Origin of the sequence: Sphingomonas sp. (assembly GCF_036388435.1) — a bacterium.
Classification (GTDB): domain Bacteria; phylum Pseudomonadota; class Alphaproteobacteria; order Sphingomonadales; family Sphingomonadaceae; genus Sphingomonas.
In genome coordinates this window covers 51,981-66,289 of sequence record NZ_DASVRV010000042.1, presented here as the reverse complement: position 1 = coordinate 66,289, position 14,309 = coordinate 51,981, and the positions used below count along the sequence as shown (strand labels likewise).

15 protein-coding genes are annotated in these 14,309 nt (G+C 69.8%); 4 read left to right on the top strand and 11 right to left on the bottom strand.

Annotated elements, in window-relative coordinates; all coding sequences use genetic code 11:
* The 3 genes from infC to VF592_RS08935 all read right to left on the bottom strand — a co-directional run.
* Window positions 1–416, bottom strand: a 416-nt coding sequence (gene infC, locus VF592_RS08945) for a translation initiation factor IF-3 (RefSeq protein ID WP_331005273.1), incomplete at its 3' end; no start/stop codon positions are given.
* 90 nt (window positions 417–506) lie between these two features.
* A complete protein-coding gene (gene thrS, locus VF592_RS08940; protein WP_331005272.1) occupies window positions 507–2,501 on the bottom strand; it encodes a threonine--tRNA ligase in 1,995 nt (664 codons plus the stop codon).
* Window positions 2,502–2,602: 101 nt separating this feature from the next.
* Window positions 2,603–3,418, bottom strand: a complete 816-nt coding sequence (locus tag VF592_RS08935) for an LD-carboxypeptidase (protein WP_331005271.1) — start codon at window positions 3,416–3,418, stop codon at window positions 2,603–2,605.
* 86 nt (window positions 3,419–3,504) lie between these two features.
* Here VF592_RS08935 and VF592_RS08930 point away from each other — a divergent pair, with 86 nt between their 5' ends.
* The 3 genes from VF592_RS08930 (at window position 3,505) to VF592_RS08920 (ending at window position 6,470) form a co-directional block, all read left to right on the top strand.
* The gene (locus VF592_RS08930) at window positions 3,505–4,941 is read left to right on the top strand and encodes a Mur ligase family protein (protein WP_331005270.1); all 1,437 of its coding nucleotides are present in this window, start codon (window positions 3,505–3,507) and stop codon (window positions 4,939–4,941) included.
* Window positions 4,938–5,192, top strand: coding sequence for a DUF6356 family protein (locus tag VF592_RS08925; RefSeq protein WP_331005269.1), 255 nt, complete (start codon window positions 4,938–4,940; stop codon window positions 5,190–5,192). The genes VF592_RS08930 and VF592_RS08925 overlap by 4 nt, the downstream gene beginning before the upstream one ends.
* A gap of 216 nt (window positions 5,193–5,408) precedes the next feature.
* The gene (locus VF592_RS08920; RefSeq protein ID WP_331005268.1) at window positions 5,409–6,470 is read left to right on the top strand and encodes a glycosyltransferase family 2 protein; all 1,062 of its coding nucleotides are present in this window, start codon (window positions 5,409–5,411) and stop codon (window positions 6,468–6,470) included.
* On the opposite strand, the gene VF592_RS08915 is transcribed toward VF592_RS08920, so the two are convergent.
* Together VF592_RS08915 and VF592_RS08910 are read right to left on the bottom strand one after the other, a co-directional pair.
* Window positions 6,365–7,132 (bottom strand): class I SAM-dependent methyltransferase, encoded by a 768-nt coding sequence (locus tag VF592_RS08915; RefSeq protein WP_331005267.1) that lies wholly within the window; start codon window positions 7,130–7,132, stop codon window positions 6,365–6,367. The genes VF592_RS08920 and VF592_RS08915 overlap by 106 nt on opposite strands.
* A gap of 12 nt (window positions 7,133–7,144) precedes the next feature.
* On the bottom strand, window positions 7,145–7,579 hold the full coding sequence (locus VF592_RS08910) for a GtrA family protein (protein WP_331005266.1): 435 nt from the start codon (window positions 7,577–7,579) through the stop codon (window positions 7,145–7,147).
* 148 nt (window positions 7,580–7,727) lie between these two features.
* On the opposite strand from VF592_RS08910, the gene VF592_RS08905 reads away from it, so the two are divergent.
* Entirely contained in the window at window positions 7,728–9,458 is a 1,731-nt protein-coding gene (locus VF592_RS08905) for an AcrB/AcrD/AcrF family protein (RefSeq protein WP_331005276.1), read from the top strand.
* On the opposite strand, the gene VF592_RS08900 is transcribed toward VF592_RS08905, so the two are convergent.
* From VF592_RS08900 to prfB, 6 genes are all read right to left on the bottom strand, one after another.
* The gene (locus VF592_RS08900) at window positions 9,455–10,075 is read right to left on the bottom strand and encodes a MarC family protein (protein WP_331005265.1); all 621 of its coding nucleotides are present in this window, start codon (window positions 10,073–10,075) and stop codon (window positions 9,455–9,457) included. The genes VF592_RS08905 and VF592_RS08900 overlap by 4 nt on opposite strands.
* Before the next feature lie 7 nt (window positions 10,076–10,082).
* Window positions 10,083–10,958, bottom strand: coding sequence for a bifunctional methylenetetrahydrofolate dehydrogenase/methenyltetrahydrofolate cyclohydrolase FolD (gene folD, locus VF592_RS08895; protein WP_331005264.1), 876 nt, complete (start codon window positions 10,956–10,958; stop codon window positions 10,083–10,085).
* Window position 10,959: 1 nt separating this feature from the next.
* Window positions 10,960–11,262 (bottom strand): YggT family protein, encoded by a 303-nt coding sequence (locus tag VF592_RS08890; RefSeq protein ID WP_331005263.1) that lies wholly within the window; start codon window positions 11,260–11,262, stop codon window positions 10,960–10,962.
* A 175-nt stretch (window positions 11,263–11,437) separates the two neighbouring features.
* A complete protein-coding gene (gene argB / locus VF592_RS08885) occupies window positions 11,438–12,337 on the bottom strand; it encodes an acetylglutamate kinase (RefSeq protein WP_331005262.1) in 900 nt (299 codons plus the stop codon).
* Between the two features lie 82 nt (window positions 12,338–12,419).
* Entirely contained in the window at window positions 12,420–13,148 is a 729-nt protein-coding gene (locus VF592_RS08880) for a class I SAM-dependent methyltransferase (protein WP_331005261.1), read from the bottom strand.
* Window positions 13,145–14,272, bottom strand: coding sequence for a peptide chain release factor 2 (gene prfB / locus VF592_RS08875; protein ID WP_331005260.1), 1,128 nt, complete (start codon window positions 14,270–14,272; stop codon window positions 13,145–13,147). The genes VF592_RS08880 and prfB overlap by 4 nt, the downstream gene beginning before the upstream one ends.
* Window positions 14,273–14,309: the final 37 nt, after the last annotated feature.

Sequence of the window (14,309 nt, the reverse complement as noted above, 5' to 3'; positions counted from 1 at the left end):
ACGCGCTTGAGCAGGTTCATGCCGAGCTGGCCGTGCGACAATTCGCGACCGCGGAAGCGCAGGGTGATCTTCACCTTGTCGCCCTCGCCGATGAAGTCGTGGACCTTCTTCATCTTGGTGTCGTAATCATGGTCGTCGATGTTCGGACGCATCTTGATCTCCTTGATCTCCTGCGTCTTCTGCGACTTGCGCGCCAGATTGGCCTTTTTCTGGGCCTCGTATTTGAATTTGCCGACGTCGAGGAACTTGGCGACGGGCGGATCGGCGTTGGGCGACACTTCGACCAGGTCGAGGCCGAGCTCGTTCGCCTGCGCCATCGCCTCGCGCGTGTACATCACGCCGAGATTCTCGCCCTCGTGATCGATCACCCGAACCTTGGGGCTCTGGATGAACTCGTTAAAACGAGGTCCGTTCATCGGCGGCGCCTGCATCGGCCGGCGTATTGCGGGAGGACGTATGAGTGTTTCTCCTAAGGGTAGACGACGACCGATATAGCGCGTCGCGCGTCAGCGCGAAAGGTCCGGCGGGGTCGCTTCGGCGCGCAACCGGTCGATCAGTGCGGCGAGCGGCACGATCTCCTGGCCCTGGCTGCCCAGGCGGCGCAGCGCGACCGTCCCCTCCTCCGCCTCGCGCTTGCCCAGCACGAGGAGGTTGGGGACCTTGGCCAGGCTGTGCTCGCGCACCTTGTAGTTGATCTTCTCGTTGCGCAGGTCGGTATCGGCGCGGATGCCGGCGGCGCGGAGCTTGTCCGCGACGTCGCGCGCATAGTCGTCGGCGTCGGACACGATGGTCGCGACCACCGCCTGGACGGGGGCCAGCCAGAGCGGGAAGCGCCCGGCATGATGTTCGATCAGGATGCCGATGAAGCGTTCGAACGTCCCCAGGATCGCGCGGTGGAGCATCACGGGGCGGTGGCGCTGACCGTCCTCGCCCACATAGCTGGCGTCGAGCCGCTCGGGCAGCACCGTGTCGGTCTGGATCGTGCCGACCTGCCAGGTGCGGCCGATCGCGTCGGTCAGGTGGAATTCGAGCTTGGGGGCGTAGAAGGCGCCCTCGCCCGGCAGTTCCTCCCAGCCGAATTCGGGCGTGTCGCGGCCGGTCGCCTTGACCGCGTCGCGCAGGCTCTGTTCGGACCAGTCCCACATCGCGTCGGAACCGAAGCGCTTGTCCGGCCGCAGCGCCAGCTTGATCGCGTAGCTGTCGAAACCGAGGTCGCGGTAGACGCTGTCGAGCAGGTCGCAAAAGGCGCGGACCTCGTCGATCAGCTGGTCCTTGGTCACGAAGATATGCGCGTCGTCCTGGGTGAACTGGCGGACGCGGAGCAGGCCGTGAAGCGCCCCGTGCGGCTCGTTGCGGTGGCAGCAGCCGAATTCGGCCATGCGCACGGGCAGGTCGCGGTAGCTCTTGATCCCCTGGCGGAAGATCAGGACATGGGCGGGGCAGTTCATCGGCTTGAGCGCCATCAGGTCGGCGTCGCCCGACAGGACGGGGCCCTCCTCCTCTCCTGACGGAATCTCGTCGGGGACGACGAACATGTTCTCCCGGTATTTGCCCCAATGGCCCGACTGCTCCCATTGGCGCGCGTCCATCAGCTGGGGGGTTTTGACCTCCTCGTAACCGGCGGCGTCGAGGCGGCGGCGCATATAGGCCTCCAGCGCGCGCCAGATCAGATAGCCTTTGGGGTGCCAGAAGACCGACCCCTGCGCCTCGGGCTGGAGGTGGAACAGGTCCATGTCCTGGCCGATGCGGCGATGGTCGCGCTTGGCGGCCTCCTCCAGCCGGGTCAGATGCTGGTCGAGCTGCTTCTTGTTGAGCCAGCCCGTGCCGTAGATGCGGCTCAGCATCGCGTTCTTCTGGTCGCCGCGCCAATAGGCGCCCGACACGCGCGTCAGCTTGAACGCCTGCGGGTCGAGGCGGCCGGTCGAGGGCATGTGCGGCCCGCGGCACATGTCGAGCCATTCGCCTTGGCGATAGATCGTCAGCTCTTCGCCCTCGGGAAGCTCGGCGGCCCACTGCGCCTTGAAGCGCTCGCCCTGCGTGGTCCAGCGGTCGATCAGCTCCTGGCGGGTCCACACCTCGCGCGTGAAGGACTCGTCGCGCGCGATGATGCGGCGCATCTCGGCCTCGATCGCGGGCAGGTCCTCCTCGGTGAACTGCCGGTCTTTCGGGGCGAAGTCGTAATAGAAGCCGTCCTCGGTCGCGGGGCCGAAGGTGATCTCGGTGCCGGGGTGCAGATGCTGCACCGCCTCCGCCATGACATGGGCGAAGTCATGGCGTGCGAGTTCCAGCGCGTCGGCCTCGTCGCGCGCGGTGACGAGCGCCAGGTCGGTGTCGCCGTCGAACGGGCGCCCCAGATCGCGCACCTCGCCGTTCACCCGCGCGGCGAGCGCCGCCTTGGCGAGGCCGGGGCCGATCGCGGCGGCGACATCGGCCGGGGTGGTTCCGGGCGCGACTTCCCGAACGGAGCCGTCGGGCAGCGTGATGCGGAACATGGCGGTCATGGGATGCGGCTCGTCTGCTGGATCTGAACGAAGCGGGGCTTATGTCGGGCCGCGCGCAATAGGCAAGGCCGACCGCCGGATCGGCGCGTCCCGGTCGCCCGTCACGCGACCCCGAACGGCACCACGCGGTTGCCCTGGGTGTGGCCGATCTCGGCCGCGCCCAGAAAGGGCACGTCCATCTCCGCACACCAGCGGCGGATTCCCCTATCCAGCGACTCCCCCCAGGGCGGATCGTTGGACTGGATATCGGTGACGGCGCCGAGGCGTATCCCTGCCAGTCCCTTGAGCTGGGTGGCGTGAGCGAGCTGCGACAGCATCCGGTCGATGCGGTAGAGCGGTTCGGAGACGTCCTCGATCAGCAGCACATGGTCGGTCAGGTCGGGAAGCCAGGGCGTGCCGATCATCGCGGCCAGGATCGACAGGTTGAACGCGGCGGCGGGGCGGTCGCCGAGACCGGGCTCAAGGCCCTGGCGGTCGCGCGACACCATCCAGCCGAGCGAGCGGGCGACCGTGCGATCACCGCCCTGCCGCCCGATATCGATCGCCATGGGCCCGTGCGCCGGACGGCCGATCCGCCGGGCGTACAGCGCGCCGAGCAGGAACCCCATGTCCGAATAGCCGAGATAGCTCTTGTTCCGCGCGGCGGGGCCGAGCCGGGGCATGACCCGGGCGAGGATGCGGTTGGAGCCATAACCGCCCCGCGCGAACCAGACGGCGTCGATGCCGGGATCGTTGGCGACATCGAGGAACGCGGCGGCGCGCACCGCGTCGGAGCCCGCGAAATGACCGTCGCTGGCGAAGCATTGCGGATGGACCAGGAGGTCGACCGCCGGATGCGTGATCGCCGCGAAGGCGGTGACGCGCGACGCGACCAGCGGGTCGATGGGCTTGGCGGGAGCGACGATCGCGATCTTCATCGTGCACCCTTGTGCCGTCCGGGCGCGGCGAAGTCGAGCGAGGGGTGACGCTTGCCCCCCCGCCCCGCCGCCGATACCGGGCGGTGATGACGAACGAACAGCCTTGCTTTCTGGTCGGCATCGGCGGGTCGGGGATGATGCCGCTGGCGATGATCCTGCGCGCGCGCGGCGTCGCGGTGTCGGGATCGGACCGCGCGCTCGACCAGGGACGCGTGCCCGCCAAGTTCGACGCGCTGCGCGCGCTGGGGATCGATCTCCACCCGCAGGATGGTAGCGGGGTGACGAGCGCGGCGCAGCGCGTGGTCGCATCGGCGGCGGTCGAGGAGAGCGTGCCCGACATCGTCGCCGCGAACCGCCTGGGCTGCCGCCGCGCGACGCGGGCGGAGCTGCTGGCCGGGCTGTTCAACGCCGCTGCGCTGCCGATCGGGGTGGCGGGGACGAGCGGGAAATCGACCGTCACCGGCATGATCGGCTGGATCCTCCACGCCACCGGGCGCGATCCGACGGTGATGAACGGCGCGGTGATGAAGAATTTCGTCAAGCCCGACGCCCCCTTCGCCAGCGCGCTGGTCGGCGAAGGCGCGGCGTTCGTGAGCGAGGTCGACGAGAGCGACGGGTCGATCGCGCTCTACGCGCCCCGGATCGCGGTGCTCAACAATGTCAGCCTCGACCATAAGGGGCTGGACGAATTGCGGCTGTTGTTCGGGGATTTCCTGGCCAAGGCGCGGGTCGCGGTGGTGAACGCCGATAACGGCGACGCGGCGGCGCTGGCGGCGGCGCTGCCGGCGGAGCGCGTGACCCGCTTCTCGGTCGAGGGCGCGGGCGACCTGGTCGCGCGGAACCTGCGCGAGGAGCCGTTCGGGGTGCGCTTCGACCTACGGGTCGGCACCGGGTCGGTGCCGGTGGCGCTCCAGCTGCCCGGTCGGCACAATGTGTCGAATGCGCTGGCGGCGATCGGGGCGGCGGTCGCGGCCGGGGTGCCGCCGGGCGAGGCCGCCGCCGCGATCGGCGGCTTCACCGGGCTGCGGCGGCGCATGGAGCTGGTCGGGGAGGCGGCGGTCGAAGGCGGCGGCGTCGCCGTCATCGACGATTTCGGGCACAACCCGGACAAGATCGCGGCGACGCTGGACGCGCTCCACGCCTTTCCGGGACGGTTGCTGCTGCTGTTCCAGCCCCATGGATATGGCCCGTTGAAGGTGATGGGGCGAGAATTGGCGGCGACCTTCGCAGAGCGGATGCGGGGCGGCGACGTGCTGACGATGCCCGATCCCGTCTATCAGGGCGGCACGGTGCTGCGCGAGGTCGGGAGCGGGGACATCGTGCGCGCGGTCGCCGGGGCCGGCCACGACGCGCGTCACATCGCCGACCGGGCGGACGCGGCGGCGCTGCTCGTCGACCTGGCGCGCGCGGGCGACCGGATCGTCGTCATGGGCGCGCGCGACGACACGCTCAGCCTGCTCGCCCGGGGGATGGTGCGCGACCTGGGCGCGCGCTACGCTGGCGGGCAAGGGAGTGTCGCATGATCCGCAAGCTGTTCCTCGACCATCCGGACGAAGTGGGCGAGACCTATGCCGTACACGCCGCCACCGCCGGGCGGTTCGGCGCCGAGATGGTCGCCGGGGGCGTTGCCTGCATGATCCATGCGGTCGTGCCCGCCTGGTTCGGCACGGCCGGAAGCGGCACCGTGTCGCGGCTCCACGCGCGCATGGTCGCCAAGCGCGGCGCGGTGCGCGCGGATCGGGCGCAGGTGAAGACGGTCGAGTACGTGATCTAGATAAAGGCCTTATTAGGCCCACTCACCGACGATAGCTGCGTGGGGTGGTGCGCCTTTACGGGCGTAACCGTCCAGCATCGGCTCGACCGGCACCGTGCCAGAGGCCGCCTCAAAGGCCGCCACGGTCGGTTCTCTTCCGCCGCATGACGGCGTCGTCGCGCGCCGAGCAACTTGCCCCATGACGGCCCGGACATCGGCGGCTAGACGGGGCGGATCATGCATCGCCCCGCCCTGTCCGTCGTCATCCCCTGCTACAACGAGGCGCCGTGCCTCGATCTGCTCCATGCGCGCGTGTCGGCGGCGGCGCGGGCGGCGGTGGAGGAGGATTACGAGATCCTGCTCGTCAATGACGGATCGCGCGACGATAGCTGGGCGGTGATGCGGCGCCTGGCGGCGCGCGACCCGCGGCTGGTGGCGGTCAACCTGTCGCGCAATCACGGTCATCAGCTGGCGTTGACCGCGGGGCTCGACCTGTGCTCGGGCGCGCAGGTGCTGATCATCGACGCCGACCTGCAGGACCCGCCCGAGCTGCTGGGCGAGATGCGCCGGGTCATGGCCGAGCAGGAGGCCGATGTGGTCTATGCGGTGCGGCGCCGGCGCGAGGGGGAGACGGTGTTCAAGCGCGCGACCGCCGCCCTGTTCTACCGCCTGCTCGACCGGGTGACCGACACCCCCATCCCGCTCGACACCGGCGATTTCCGGTTGATGAGCCGGCGCGCGCTCGACGCGTTCCTGGCGATGCCCGAACAGGCGCGCTTCATCCGGGGAATGGTGGCGTGGATCGGGTTCCGGCAGGTGCCCCTGCCCTATGACCGCGCCAGCCGTCATGCGGGCGAGACGAACTATCCGCTGGGCAAGATGATCCGGCTGGCCTTCGATGCGGTGACGGGTTTCTCGACCGCGCCCTTGCGCTTCGCGAGCCATGTCGGGCTGGCGCTGACGGCGGCATCCTTGCTGCTGCTCGTCTATATCGGCGTGGGCTTCTTCACGGGCACCGCCGTCCAGGGCTGGACGTCGACGATGCTGGTGGTGGTGCTGCTGGGCGCGGTGCAGATGTTCGTGCTGGGGATGATCGGCGAATATCTGGGCCGGCTCTATGTCGAATCGAAGCGGCGGCCGCTCTACCTTGTCGCCGATGTCGCGGGGCCGGTGCGGGGCACCGCGACACTCGGCTACCGGGCCGAGGAGCCGGAGGGTGCGGGCTCCGGAACGGCCCCCGGGACGGCTAACGTCACGATCGACACGCCCGGCGTCATCGGCACCCTGCCGACCAGGTGACGCTCCAGGCGGAAGACCGTCTCGAACAACGCGTTGAGCGGCCGGGGCGGCGGCGAATCGTCGCTGTCGTCGCGGCCCGACAGCTTGCCCGCGATCCGCGCGGCGGCGGCGAGCGGAAAGAGGAGCGAGTTGAACCAGCGCATCCGCTGCGGCCGGAGCCCCGCCCGCGCGATCGCGGCGGCCAGCCTCGCCTTGGAATAGCGGCGGTGATGGTGATTGACGACGTCGTGCGCGCTCCACAGCCACTGGTGCGCGGGCACCGCGATCAGGATCTTGCCACCCGGCCGGAGCAAGGTCGCCATCGCGGCGAGCGCGGCCACGTCGTCGGCGATATGCTCGACCACGTCGAGCACCGCGACGAGGTCATAGGCACCCCGCTCGACGCCGGGGAGTTCGGGCAAGGGCGCGTCGCCCACGAGGCGGCCCAGCCGCTCGGCCGCGATGGCGCGGGCGGCGGGGTCGATCTCGATCGCCTCCACCGCGCCGAAGCGCGCCAGCATCGGTATGTTGTGGCCGGTGCCGCAACCGATCTCCAGGATGCGCGCATCCTTCGGTAGATCGCCATAGCGGCGGAGATAATCGTGGAGGATGTCGCGCCGCGCGCGATACCACCAATGGGTGGAATCATGCGCGGCCATGCGGTCGTAGACGACCCTATCCATGCGTCGTGGCCATCAGGCGAATACCCATAAACGGTTGAGCGCGAAGGTGACGAGCGGGGTCACGAACAGCACGGGCAGGAGCGGCCACCACCATGGCCCGGCCATCATGGAATCGTCGGTCAGCAGCCACACCCAGCCCGTGTTCATCGCATAGCTGACGAGCGACACGGCCAGGAAACGCGTGGTCGTCTGCCCGGCGCCGGCGCCGTGGCCGCGAAAGCTCCAGCGGCTGTGGAGGAAATAGCCCGACGCCATCGCGACCAGATAGCCCGCGAAATTCGCGACCTGTTCCGACGTGATGCCGAGCCCGGCGAGCGGCGAATAGACGGCGGTGTAGATCACGGTCGCCAGCCCGCCCGCCACGACGAAGCGCGCGAGCTGGCCGAACATCGGCGTGCGTCGCCAGTCGTTCAGCCGCGTCGCGATGCCCGTCGCCCCCCTCGTCACTCTTGTGTCACCCGCGCTCATCGATAGAGCGAGCGCTCTTATTGCGGGTGGTGGTGTGAGGGAAGCGAGTTCGACGAGCGACGGCCGGACGGCCGGCCTTTCCGGGAGCGGGACATCCGAATGGGCGGCGCTGGTCGACCGGTACTGGATGCGGATCACGCTGGTCGCCTGGGCGCTGCTCGCGCTCTGGTATCTGTGGGACCGGGCGGGGCCGATCCGCTGGCTCGCGCTGGGCGATACCGACGACAATATGCGCCTGATGCAGGTGCGCGCGCTGCTCGACGGACAGGGCTGGTTCGACCTGCGCCAGTACCGCATGAACCCGCCGGGCGGGTTCGACATCCATTGGAGCCGCGTCGTCGACCTGCCGCTGGCGGGGCTGATCCTGTTCCTCGAGCTGTTCACGACCACGCCCCTGGCCGAGCGCTGGGCCTGCGGGGTCGCGCCGCTGCTGCCGCTGGCGGTCGTGATGCTGGCGCTGGGCGCGACGGTGCGCCGGCTGGTGGCGCCGGGTGCGTGGCCGCTCGCGCTGGTGCTGCTGCCGGGCGCGGTGGCGACGATGCTGATGTTCATGCCGCTGCGCATCGACCATCACGGATGGCAGCTCGCCTGCCTGGCCGTGACGGTCGCGGGGCTGTGCGATCCGCGCCAGGCGCGCGGCGGCCTGCTCGTCGGCGGAGCGAGCGCGCTGTCGCTGACGATCGGGCTGGAGCTGTTGCCCTATGCGGCGATGGCGGGGGCGCTCCTCGCGCTGCGCTGGGTATGGGACCGAGCGGAGACGGCGCGGTTGCAGGTCTATGCGCTGACGCTGGGCGGGGGCGCCGCGATCGGTTTCGCGCTGTTCGCGTCGGAAGCGAACCGGGTGATGCGCTGCGACGCGTTGACGCCCGTCTGGCTGAGCGCGGTGGTGGTCGCGGGCGCGCTGTTGCTGATCGTCGCGCGGCTGAACCCGGCATCGCGGGGCGTTCGCCTAGGGCTGGCGGTGGCGGCGGGCGCGGTCGTCGCGGTCGGCTTCGCGCTGCTGTTCCCGCAATGCCTGACCCGGCCCGAACAGGTGTCGGACGAGCTCGCGCGGACCTGGCTCAACAATGTGCGCGAGGCCAAGCCGATCTATCGCCACCCGTTCCGCGTCGCCTTTCCCATCGTGACCCTGCCGCTGATCGGACTGGCGGGCGCGGTGATCGCGGCGTGGCGGGCGCGGGGCAGACCACAAGCGGTCGGCTGGGCGGCGGTGGCGCTGTTCACCGCCTTTGCCTGCCTGATGCTGCTGTGGCAGGCGCGCGCCGGGCCGGCGGCGCAGCTGCTGGCGCTGCCCGGCGCGACCGCGCTCGCCTGGGCGGTGCTGCCCTGGTTCCTGCGGCATCCATTGCTGCCGGTGCGGGTGTTCGGGACCGTGGCGGCGTTCGTCGCCGTGTCCGGACTGTTCGCGGGACTGGTCACCAGATACTTGCCGGTCGACCGGCCCTCCGCCAACACCCGGCTGGTCAACCGGTCGAGCGGGCGGTGCAACGCGCAGCCCCAGCTCGCCAAGCTCGACGCCTATCCGGCGCAGACGATCTTCACCTTCGTCGATCTCGGCCCCAGGCTGATCGCCATGACGCATCATAACGCGGTGGCGGGGCCCTATCACCGCAACGGCGACGCGATCCTCGACGTCCACCACGCTTTTCGGCGATCCCCCGCCGAGGCGCGGGCGATCATGCGGCGGCACGGGGCGACGATGCTGCTGGTCTGCCCCAACATGCCCGAATCGACGGTGTATCGCGCGCGGGCGCCGGGCGGGTTCTACGACCAGCTGGCCAAGGGCGGGAAGTTCGGCTGGCTCCAGCCGATGCCGCTGCCGCGCAACACGCCATTCCGCTTGTACAGGATCAGCTAGCGCAGGCCGTCCTGCAGCCCGTCGATCACGAACTGCACCGCCAGCGCGGCGAGGAGCACGCCGAGCAGCCGCGTGATCACCGCCTCGATCCGGGCGCCCAGCAACCGCATCATCGGCCCCGCCGCGAGCAGCGCGACCAGCGTGATGAGCAGGATCGACGCCAGCGCGGCGAGCACCACCAGCGAGCGCTGGAGCCCCTCGTTGCGGGCCATGAGCAGCATGACGCTGGCGATCGATCCCGGCCCTGCGATCATCGGCATCGCCATGGGAAAGACCGACACATCCTCCACCTCGGGCGTGGCGGCGACCTGGGCGGCGCGGTCCTCGCGGCGCTGGGTGCGGCGCTCGAACACCATCTCCAGCGCGATCAGGAACAGCATGATCCCGCCCGCGATGCGGAAGGAGGACAGGCTGATGCCGAGCCCGCGGAGCAGGTCCTCGCCGAACAGCGCGAAGACCAGGAGGATGCACGCCGCGTAGAACACCGCGCGCACCGCCATGGCGCGGCGATGATGCGCGTCGACGCCAGCCGTCAGCCCGGCATAAATGGGCGCGCAACCGGGCGGATCGATCACCACGAAGAAGGTGAGGAAGGCGGAGACGAAGAGCTCGATCATCGCGGCGTCAGAAGCCCGTCTCGTCGATCGCGACACCCTCGCGCCGGCCCGCCGAAACGAGGGTGTTGCGCAGCAGGCAGGCGATTGTCATCGGGCCGACGCCGCCGGGCACGGGGGTGATCGCGCCCGCCACCGCGCTGGCGCTGGGGAAGTCGACATCGCCGACCAGCCCCGCCTCGGTGCGGTTGATGCCGACATCGATCACCGTCGCGCCGGGTTTCAGCCACTCGCCCCGGATCATCCGCGCGCGACCGACCGCCGCGACGACGATGTCAGCGCGGGCGAGATGGCCGGCGAGGTCGCGCGTGCGGCTATGCGCGACGGTGACGGTGCAGCTTTCCGCGAGCAGCAATTGCGCCATCGGCTTGCCGACGATGGTGGAGCGGCCGACGACGACCGCTTCCAGCCCGCTCAGATCGCCGCGCGCCTCGCGCAGCAGCATCAGGCAGCCCAGCGGGGTGCAGGGCACGAAGCCGGGCAGCCCCGTCGCGAGGCGTCCCGCGTTGACCGGGTGGAAGCCGTCCACGTCCTTGTCGGGGTCGATACGGTTGGTGACGTGGGTAGCGTCGATATGCGCGGGCAAAGGCAATTGGACGAGGATGCCGTCGATCACCGGGTCGGCGTTGAGGCGGTCGACGAGCGCGAGCAGCTCCGCCTCGGGCGTGTCGGCGGGCAGGCGGTGCTCCGCCCCGCACATCCCGGCCTCGGCGGTCGCCTTGCCCTTGGAACGCACATAGACCGACGAGGCGGGATCCTCGCCGACGAGCACCACCGCCAGCCCGGGCGGGCGGCCGGCGCGGGCGGAAAAGGCCGCGACCTCGCGCGCGACGGCGGCGCGCAACCGGGCGGCGCGCGCGCGGCCGTCGATCGGCGCGGCGGTCACGTCAGATCGCGCCGGCGGAGACTTGCTGGATGAGCGCGGTCGTCACCAGCCGGTCGAGCAGCCCGACGAGCAGCAGCACGACCAGCGGCGACAGGTCGAGCGCCCCGAAATCGGGGAGCACGCGGCGGATCGGGCGATAGATGGGGTCGGTCATCTTTTCGAGCGCAACCCAGATCTGCCGCACCGCGCCGTTCGAGGTGTTGATGACGTTAAACGCGATCAGCCAGGACAGAATCGCCTGGACGATGATGATCCACCACAAGACGGTGAGCACGAACTGGACGATTTGCAGAAGGTAGATCAAGGCGGGGCTCCGAGCGGGACGACGTGCTCTATAGGGCTGGTACGGCGATGGGAGAACCCTAGTCTTCTCCCCTCCCTGGAGAGGGAGGGGTCGGGGGTGGGTGGACGGGATGCGCTCTCCGACGGTCGCACGTCGACCCACCCCCAGCCCCTCCCTTTCCAGGGAGGGGAGAGGGTCACGCCCGGACCAGCGTGCCCGCGCCGCGCCGGGTGAAGATTTCCAGCAGCATCCCGTGCGGCACCCGGCCGTCGAGGATGACGGCGGCGTCGACCCCCGCCTCGACCGCGGCGACGCAGGTTTCCAGCTTGGGGATCATGCCGCCCTTGATCGTCCCGTCGGCCCGCAATCGGGCGATACGCGCGGGGTCGAGATCGGTGAGGAGGTCGCCCCCCTTGTCGAGCACGCCCGCGACATCGGTCAGCAGGAAGAAGCGCGCGGCGCCCAGCGCCCCCGCGATCGCGCCCGCCATCGTGTCGGCGTTGATATTATAGGTGTGGCCGTCGCGCCCGGTGGCGATCGGCGCGATGACGGGAATGATGCCGTCCGCCACCAGGGAGTGGAGGATGCGGGTATCGACCGCGACGGGCTCGCCGACGAAACCCAGGTCGACATGCCGCTCGATTCCCTGGAGCCGATCGGGCGCGCGCGCGCCGACCTTTTCCGCCGTGACGAGATTGGCGTCCTTGCCCGATATGCCGACCGCGCGTCCGCCGGCCTGGCCGATCCAGCCGACGATCTCCTTGTTGATCGATCCCGCCAGGACCATCTCCGCGATCCGCGCGGTCTCCGCGTCGGTGACGCGCAAGCCGTCGACGAAGCGCGATTCGACGCCCAGCCGCTTGAGCATCGACCCGATCTGCGGCCCGCCGCCATGGACCACGACCGGGTTTATGCCGACCGCCTTCAGCAGGACCATGTCCTCCGCGAAGTCGCGCTGGCGCTCCGGATCGCCCATCGCGTGACCGCCATATTTGATGACGAAGGTCTTGCCCGCATAACGCTGGAGATAGGGCAGCGCCTCGGTCAGCGTCTCCGCCTTGGCGAGCAGCGCGGGGTCGGGGGCATGGTCGGTCATGCGCGGGGGCTTTAGCGGGAACGCGACATCGCGCCAGTCCTGCCGTCCTCCCCTCCCTGGAACAGGGAGGGGAGAAGGGAGGTCAGACCCGGCAGGCCTTGATCGCCTTCGGTTCGGGGCGGGCGCCCGTCGCGCGGAAGGTAGCGAGATAGCCGCCGGCACCGGGCATGGCGGTGAAGCCCGCCTGTTCGTATCCGGTCGCGGCGAACTCGCAGCGGAGCAGCGCGGGCGGGGTGCCGTGGTTCTGCGTCGGGCGATCGGCATCGACGACGACGACCAGCCCGCCGGGCTTCAGCGAGGGCCGCAGCCGCCAGAGGAACTCATAGGGCTGCCCGATCTCGTGATACATATGGACCAGCATCACCCGGTCGAAGCTGTTGGCGGGGAGCTTGGGGTCGGCGGGTTCGCCCAGCCGCACGCTGACATTGGCCAGCCGCTCGCGCGCGACGCGCTCGGCCAGCGCGTCGCGGACTTGGGGCATGATGTCCTGGCCGACGACGCGGCCCTTTGCACCGACGCGCTGCGCGAGGCGGACGGTGTAATAGCCCTCGCCCGCGCCGATATCGGCGACGGTCATGCCGGGTTCGATCCGGGCCAGCGTCATCACGCGGCCGGCCTCGTTCACCCGGTCGCGCGCTTCCTCGGTCGACCAGCGCGACGACACGATGGTCGCGACGGGGCGGTCGGCGGCCGGAAAGGCCGGCGCCTTGTCCTCGCGCTTGAGAAGCGGCTGCGAGCCGTCGCAGGCGCTCGCCAGAAAGGCGAGCGCGACGGCGGCGGCGCGGAGCGGGACACGAAGAACGCGCGTCATTCCACGTCCTCGACCTCGACCTTTTCGCCCGTCACGCGCTGCGACAGCGCGGCGGCCATGAAGGCGTCGAGATCGCCGTCGAGCACGTCGCCCGGCGCGGTCGACGTCACCCCGGTGCGCAGGTCCTTGACCATCTGATAGGGCTGGAGGACGTAGGAACGGATCTGGTGGCCCCAGCCGATATCGGTCTTGGCCGCGTTCTCGGCGCTCGCCGCCTGCTCGCGGATCGCCAGTTCGCGCTCGTACAGGCGGGCGCGGAGCTGGTTATACGCCTCCGCCTTGTTCTTGTGCTGCGATCGCTGATTCTGGCACTGGACGACGATGCCGGTGGGGATGTGCGTGATCCGCACCGCCGAATCGGTCGTGTTGATGTGCTGCCCGCCGGCACCGGACGCGCGATAGGTGTCGATGCGCAGGTCGGATTCATTGTAGTCGACCTCAATATTCTCGTCGACGACCGGATAGACCCAGACGCTGGCGAAGGAGGTGTGGCGCCGGGCCGCGCTGTCATAGGGACTGATGCGGACGAGGCGGTGGACGCCGCTTTCGGTCTTGGCATAGCCATAGGCGTTCTCGCCCTTGAGCAGCAGCGTCGCCGACTTGATCCCGGCCTGCTCGCCCGAATGCTGGTCGACCAGCTCGACCTTCAGGCCGTGACGCTCGCCCCAGCGCGAATACATGCGGCTGAGCATCCCCGCCCAGTCCTGGCTTTCGGTGCCGCCGGCGCCGGCATTGACCTCGATATAGGTGTCGTTGCCGTCGGCTTCGCCCGCGAGCAGCGCCTGGACCTTGTCGCGCTGGGCACGCTCGGCCAGTTCGGCGAGCGCGGCGACGCCGTCATCGGCCATCGCCGTGTCGCCCTCCGCCTCGGCCATCTCGATCAGCTCGGCGGTGTCGGACAGCTCGCTCTCGATCGCGCGCGTCGCGGTGATCGCCTCGTCGAGGCGGCGACGCTCGCGCATGACCGCCTGCGCGGCCTTGGGATCGCTCCACAGCGCCTGATCCTCGACGCGCGCGTTGAGCTCGTCGAGGCGGCGGAGCGCCTGGTCCCAGTTCAGGAAACGGCGAAGCAGCTGGAGCGCGTCGTTGATCCGGTCGATATAGGCCTGCGCTTCGGCGCGCATGGGATTACCCTCTCATTGAACGATCCGTGGCGGAACG

Excerpts from the sequence above, each read along its gene's own strand:
- thrS (WP_331005272.1), bottom strand. The coding sequence starts at position 2,501 with ATGACCGCCATGTTCCGCATCACGCTGCCCGACGGCTCCGTTCGGGAA.
- VF592_RS08935 (WP_331005271.1), bottom strand. The coding sequence starts at position 3,418 with ATGAAGATCGCGATCGTCGCTCCCGCCAAGCCCATCGACCCGCTGGTC.
- VF592_RS08930 (WP_331005270.1), top strand. The coding sequence starts at position 3,505 with ATGACGAACGAACAGCCTTGCTTTCTGGTCGGCATCGGCGGGTCGGGG.
- VF592_RS08925 (WP_331005269.1), top strand. The coding sequence starts at position 4,938 with ATGATCCGCAAGCTGTTCCTCGACCATCCGGACGAAGTGGGCGAGACC.
- VF592_RS08920 (WP_331005268.1), top strand. The coding sequence starts at position 5,409 with ATGCATCGCCCCGCCCTGTCCGTCGTCATCCCCTGCTACAACGAGGCG.
- VF592_RS08915 (WP_331005267.1), bottom strand. The coding sequence starts at position 7,132 with ATGGATAGGGTCGTCTACGACCGCATGGCCGCGCATGATTCCACCCAT.
- VF592_RS08905 (WP_331005276.1), top strand. The coding sequence starts at position 7,728 with ATGCGGATCACGCTGGTCGCCTGGGCGCTGCTCGCGCTCTGGTATCTG.
- VF592_RS08900 (WP_331005265.1), bottom strand. The coding sequence starts at position 10,075 with ATGATCGAGCTCTTCGTCTCCGCCTTCCTCACCTTCTTCGTGGTGATC.
- argB (WP_331005262.1), bottom strand. The coding sequence starts at position 12,337 with ATGACCGACCATGCCCCCGACCCCGCGCTGCTCGCCAAGGCGGAGACG.
- VF592_RS08880 (WP_331005261.1), bottom strand. The coding sequence starts at position 13,148 with ATGACGCGCGTTCTTCGTGTCCCGCTCCGCGCCGCCGCCGTCGCGCTC.
- prfB (WP_331005260.1), bottom strand. The coding sequence starts at position 14,272 with ATGCGCGCCGAAGCGCAGGCCTATATCGACCGGATCAACGACGCGCTC.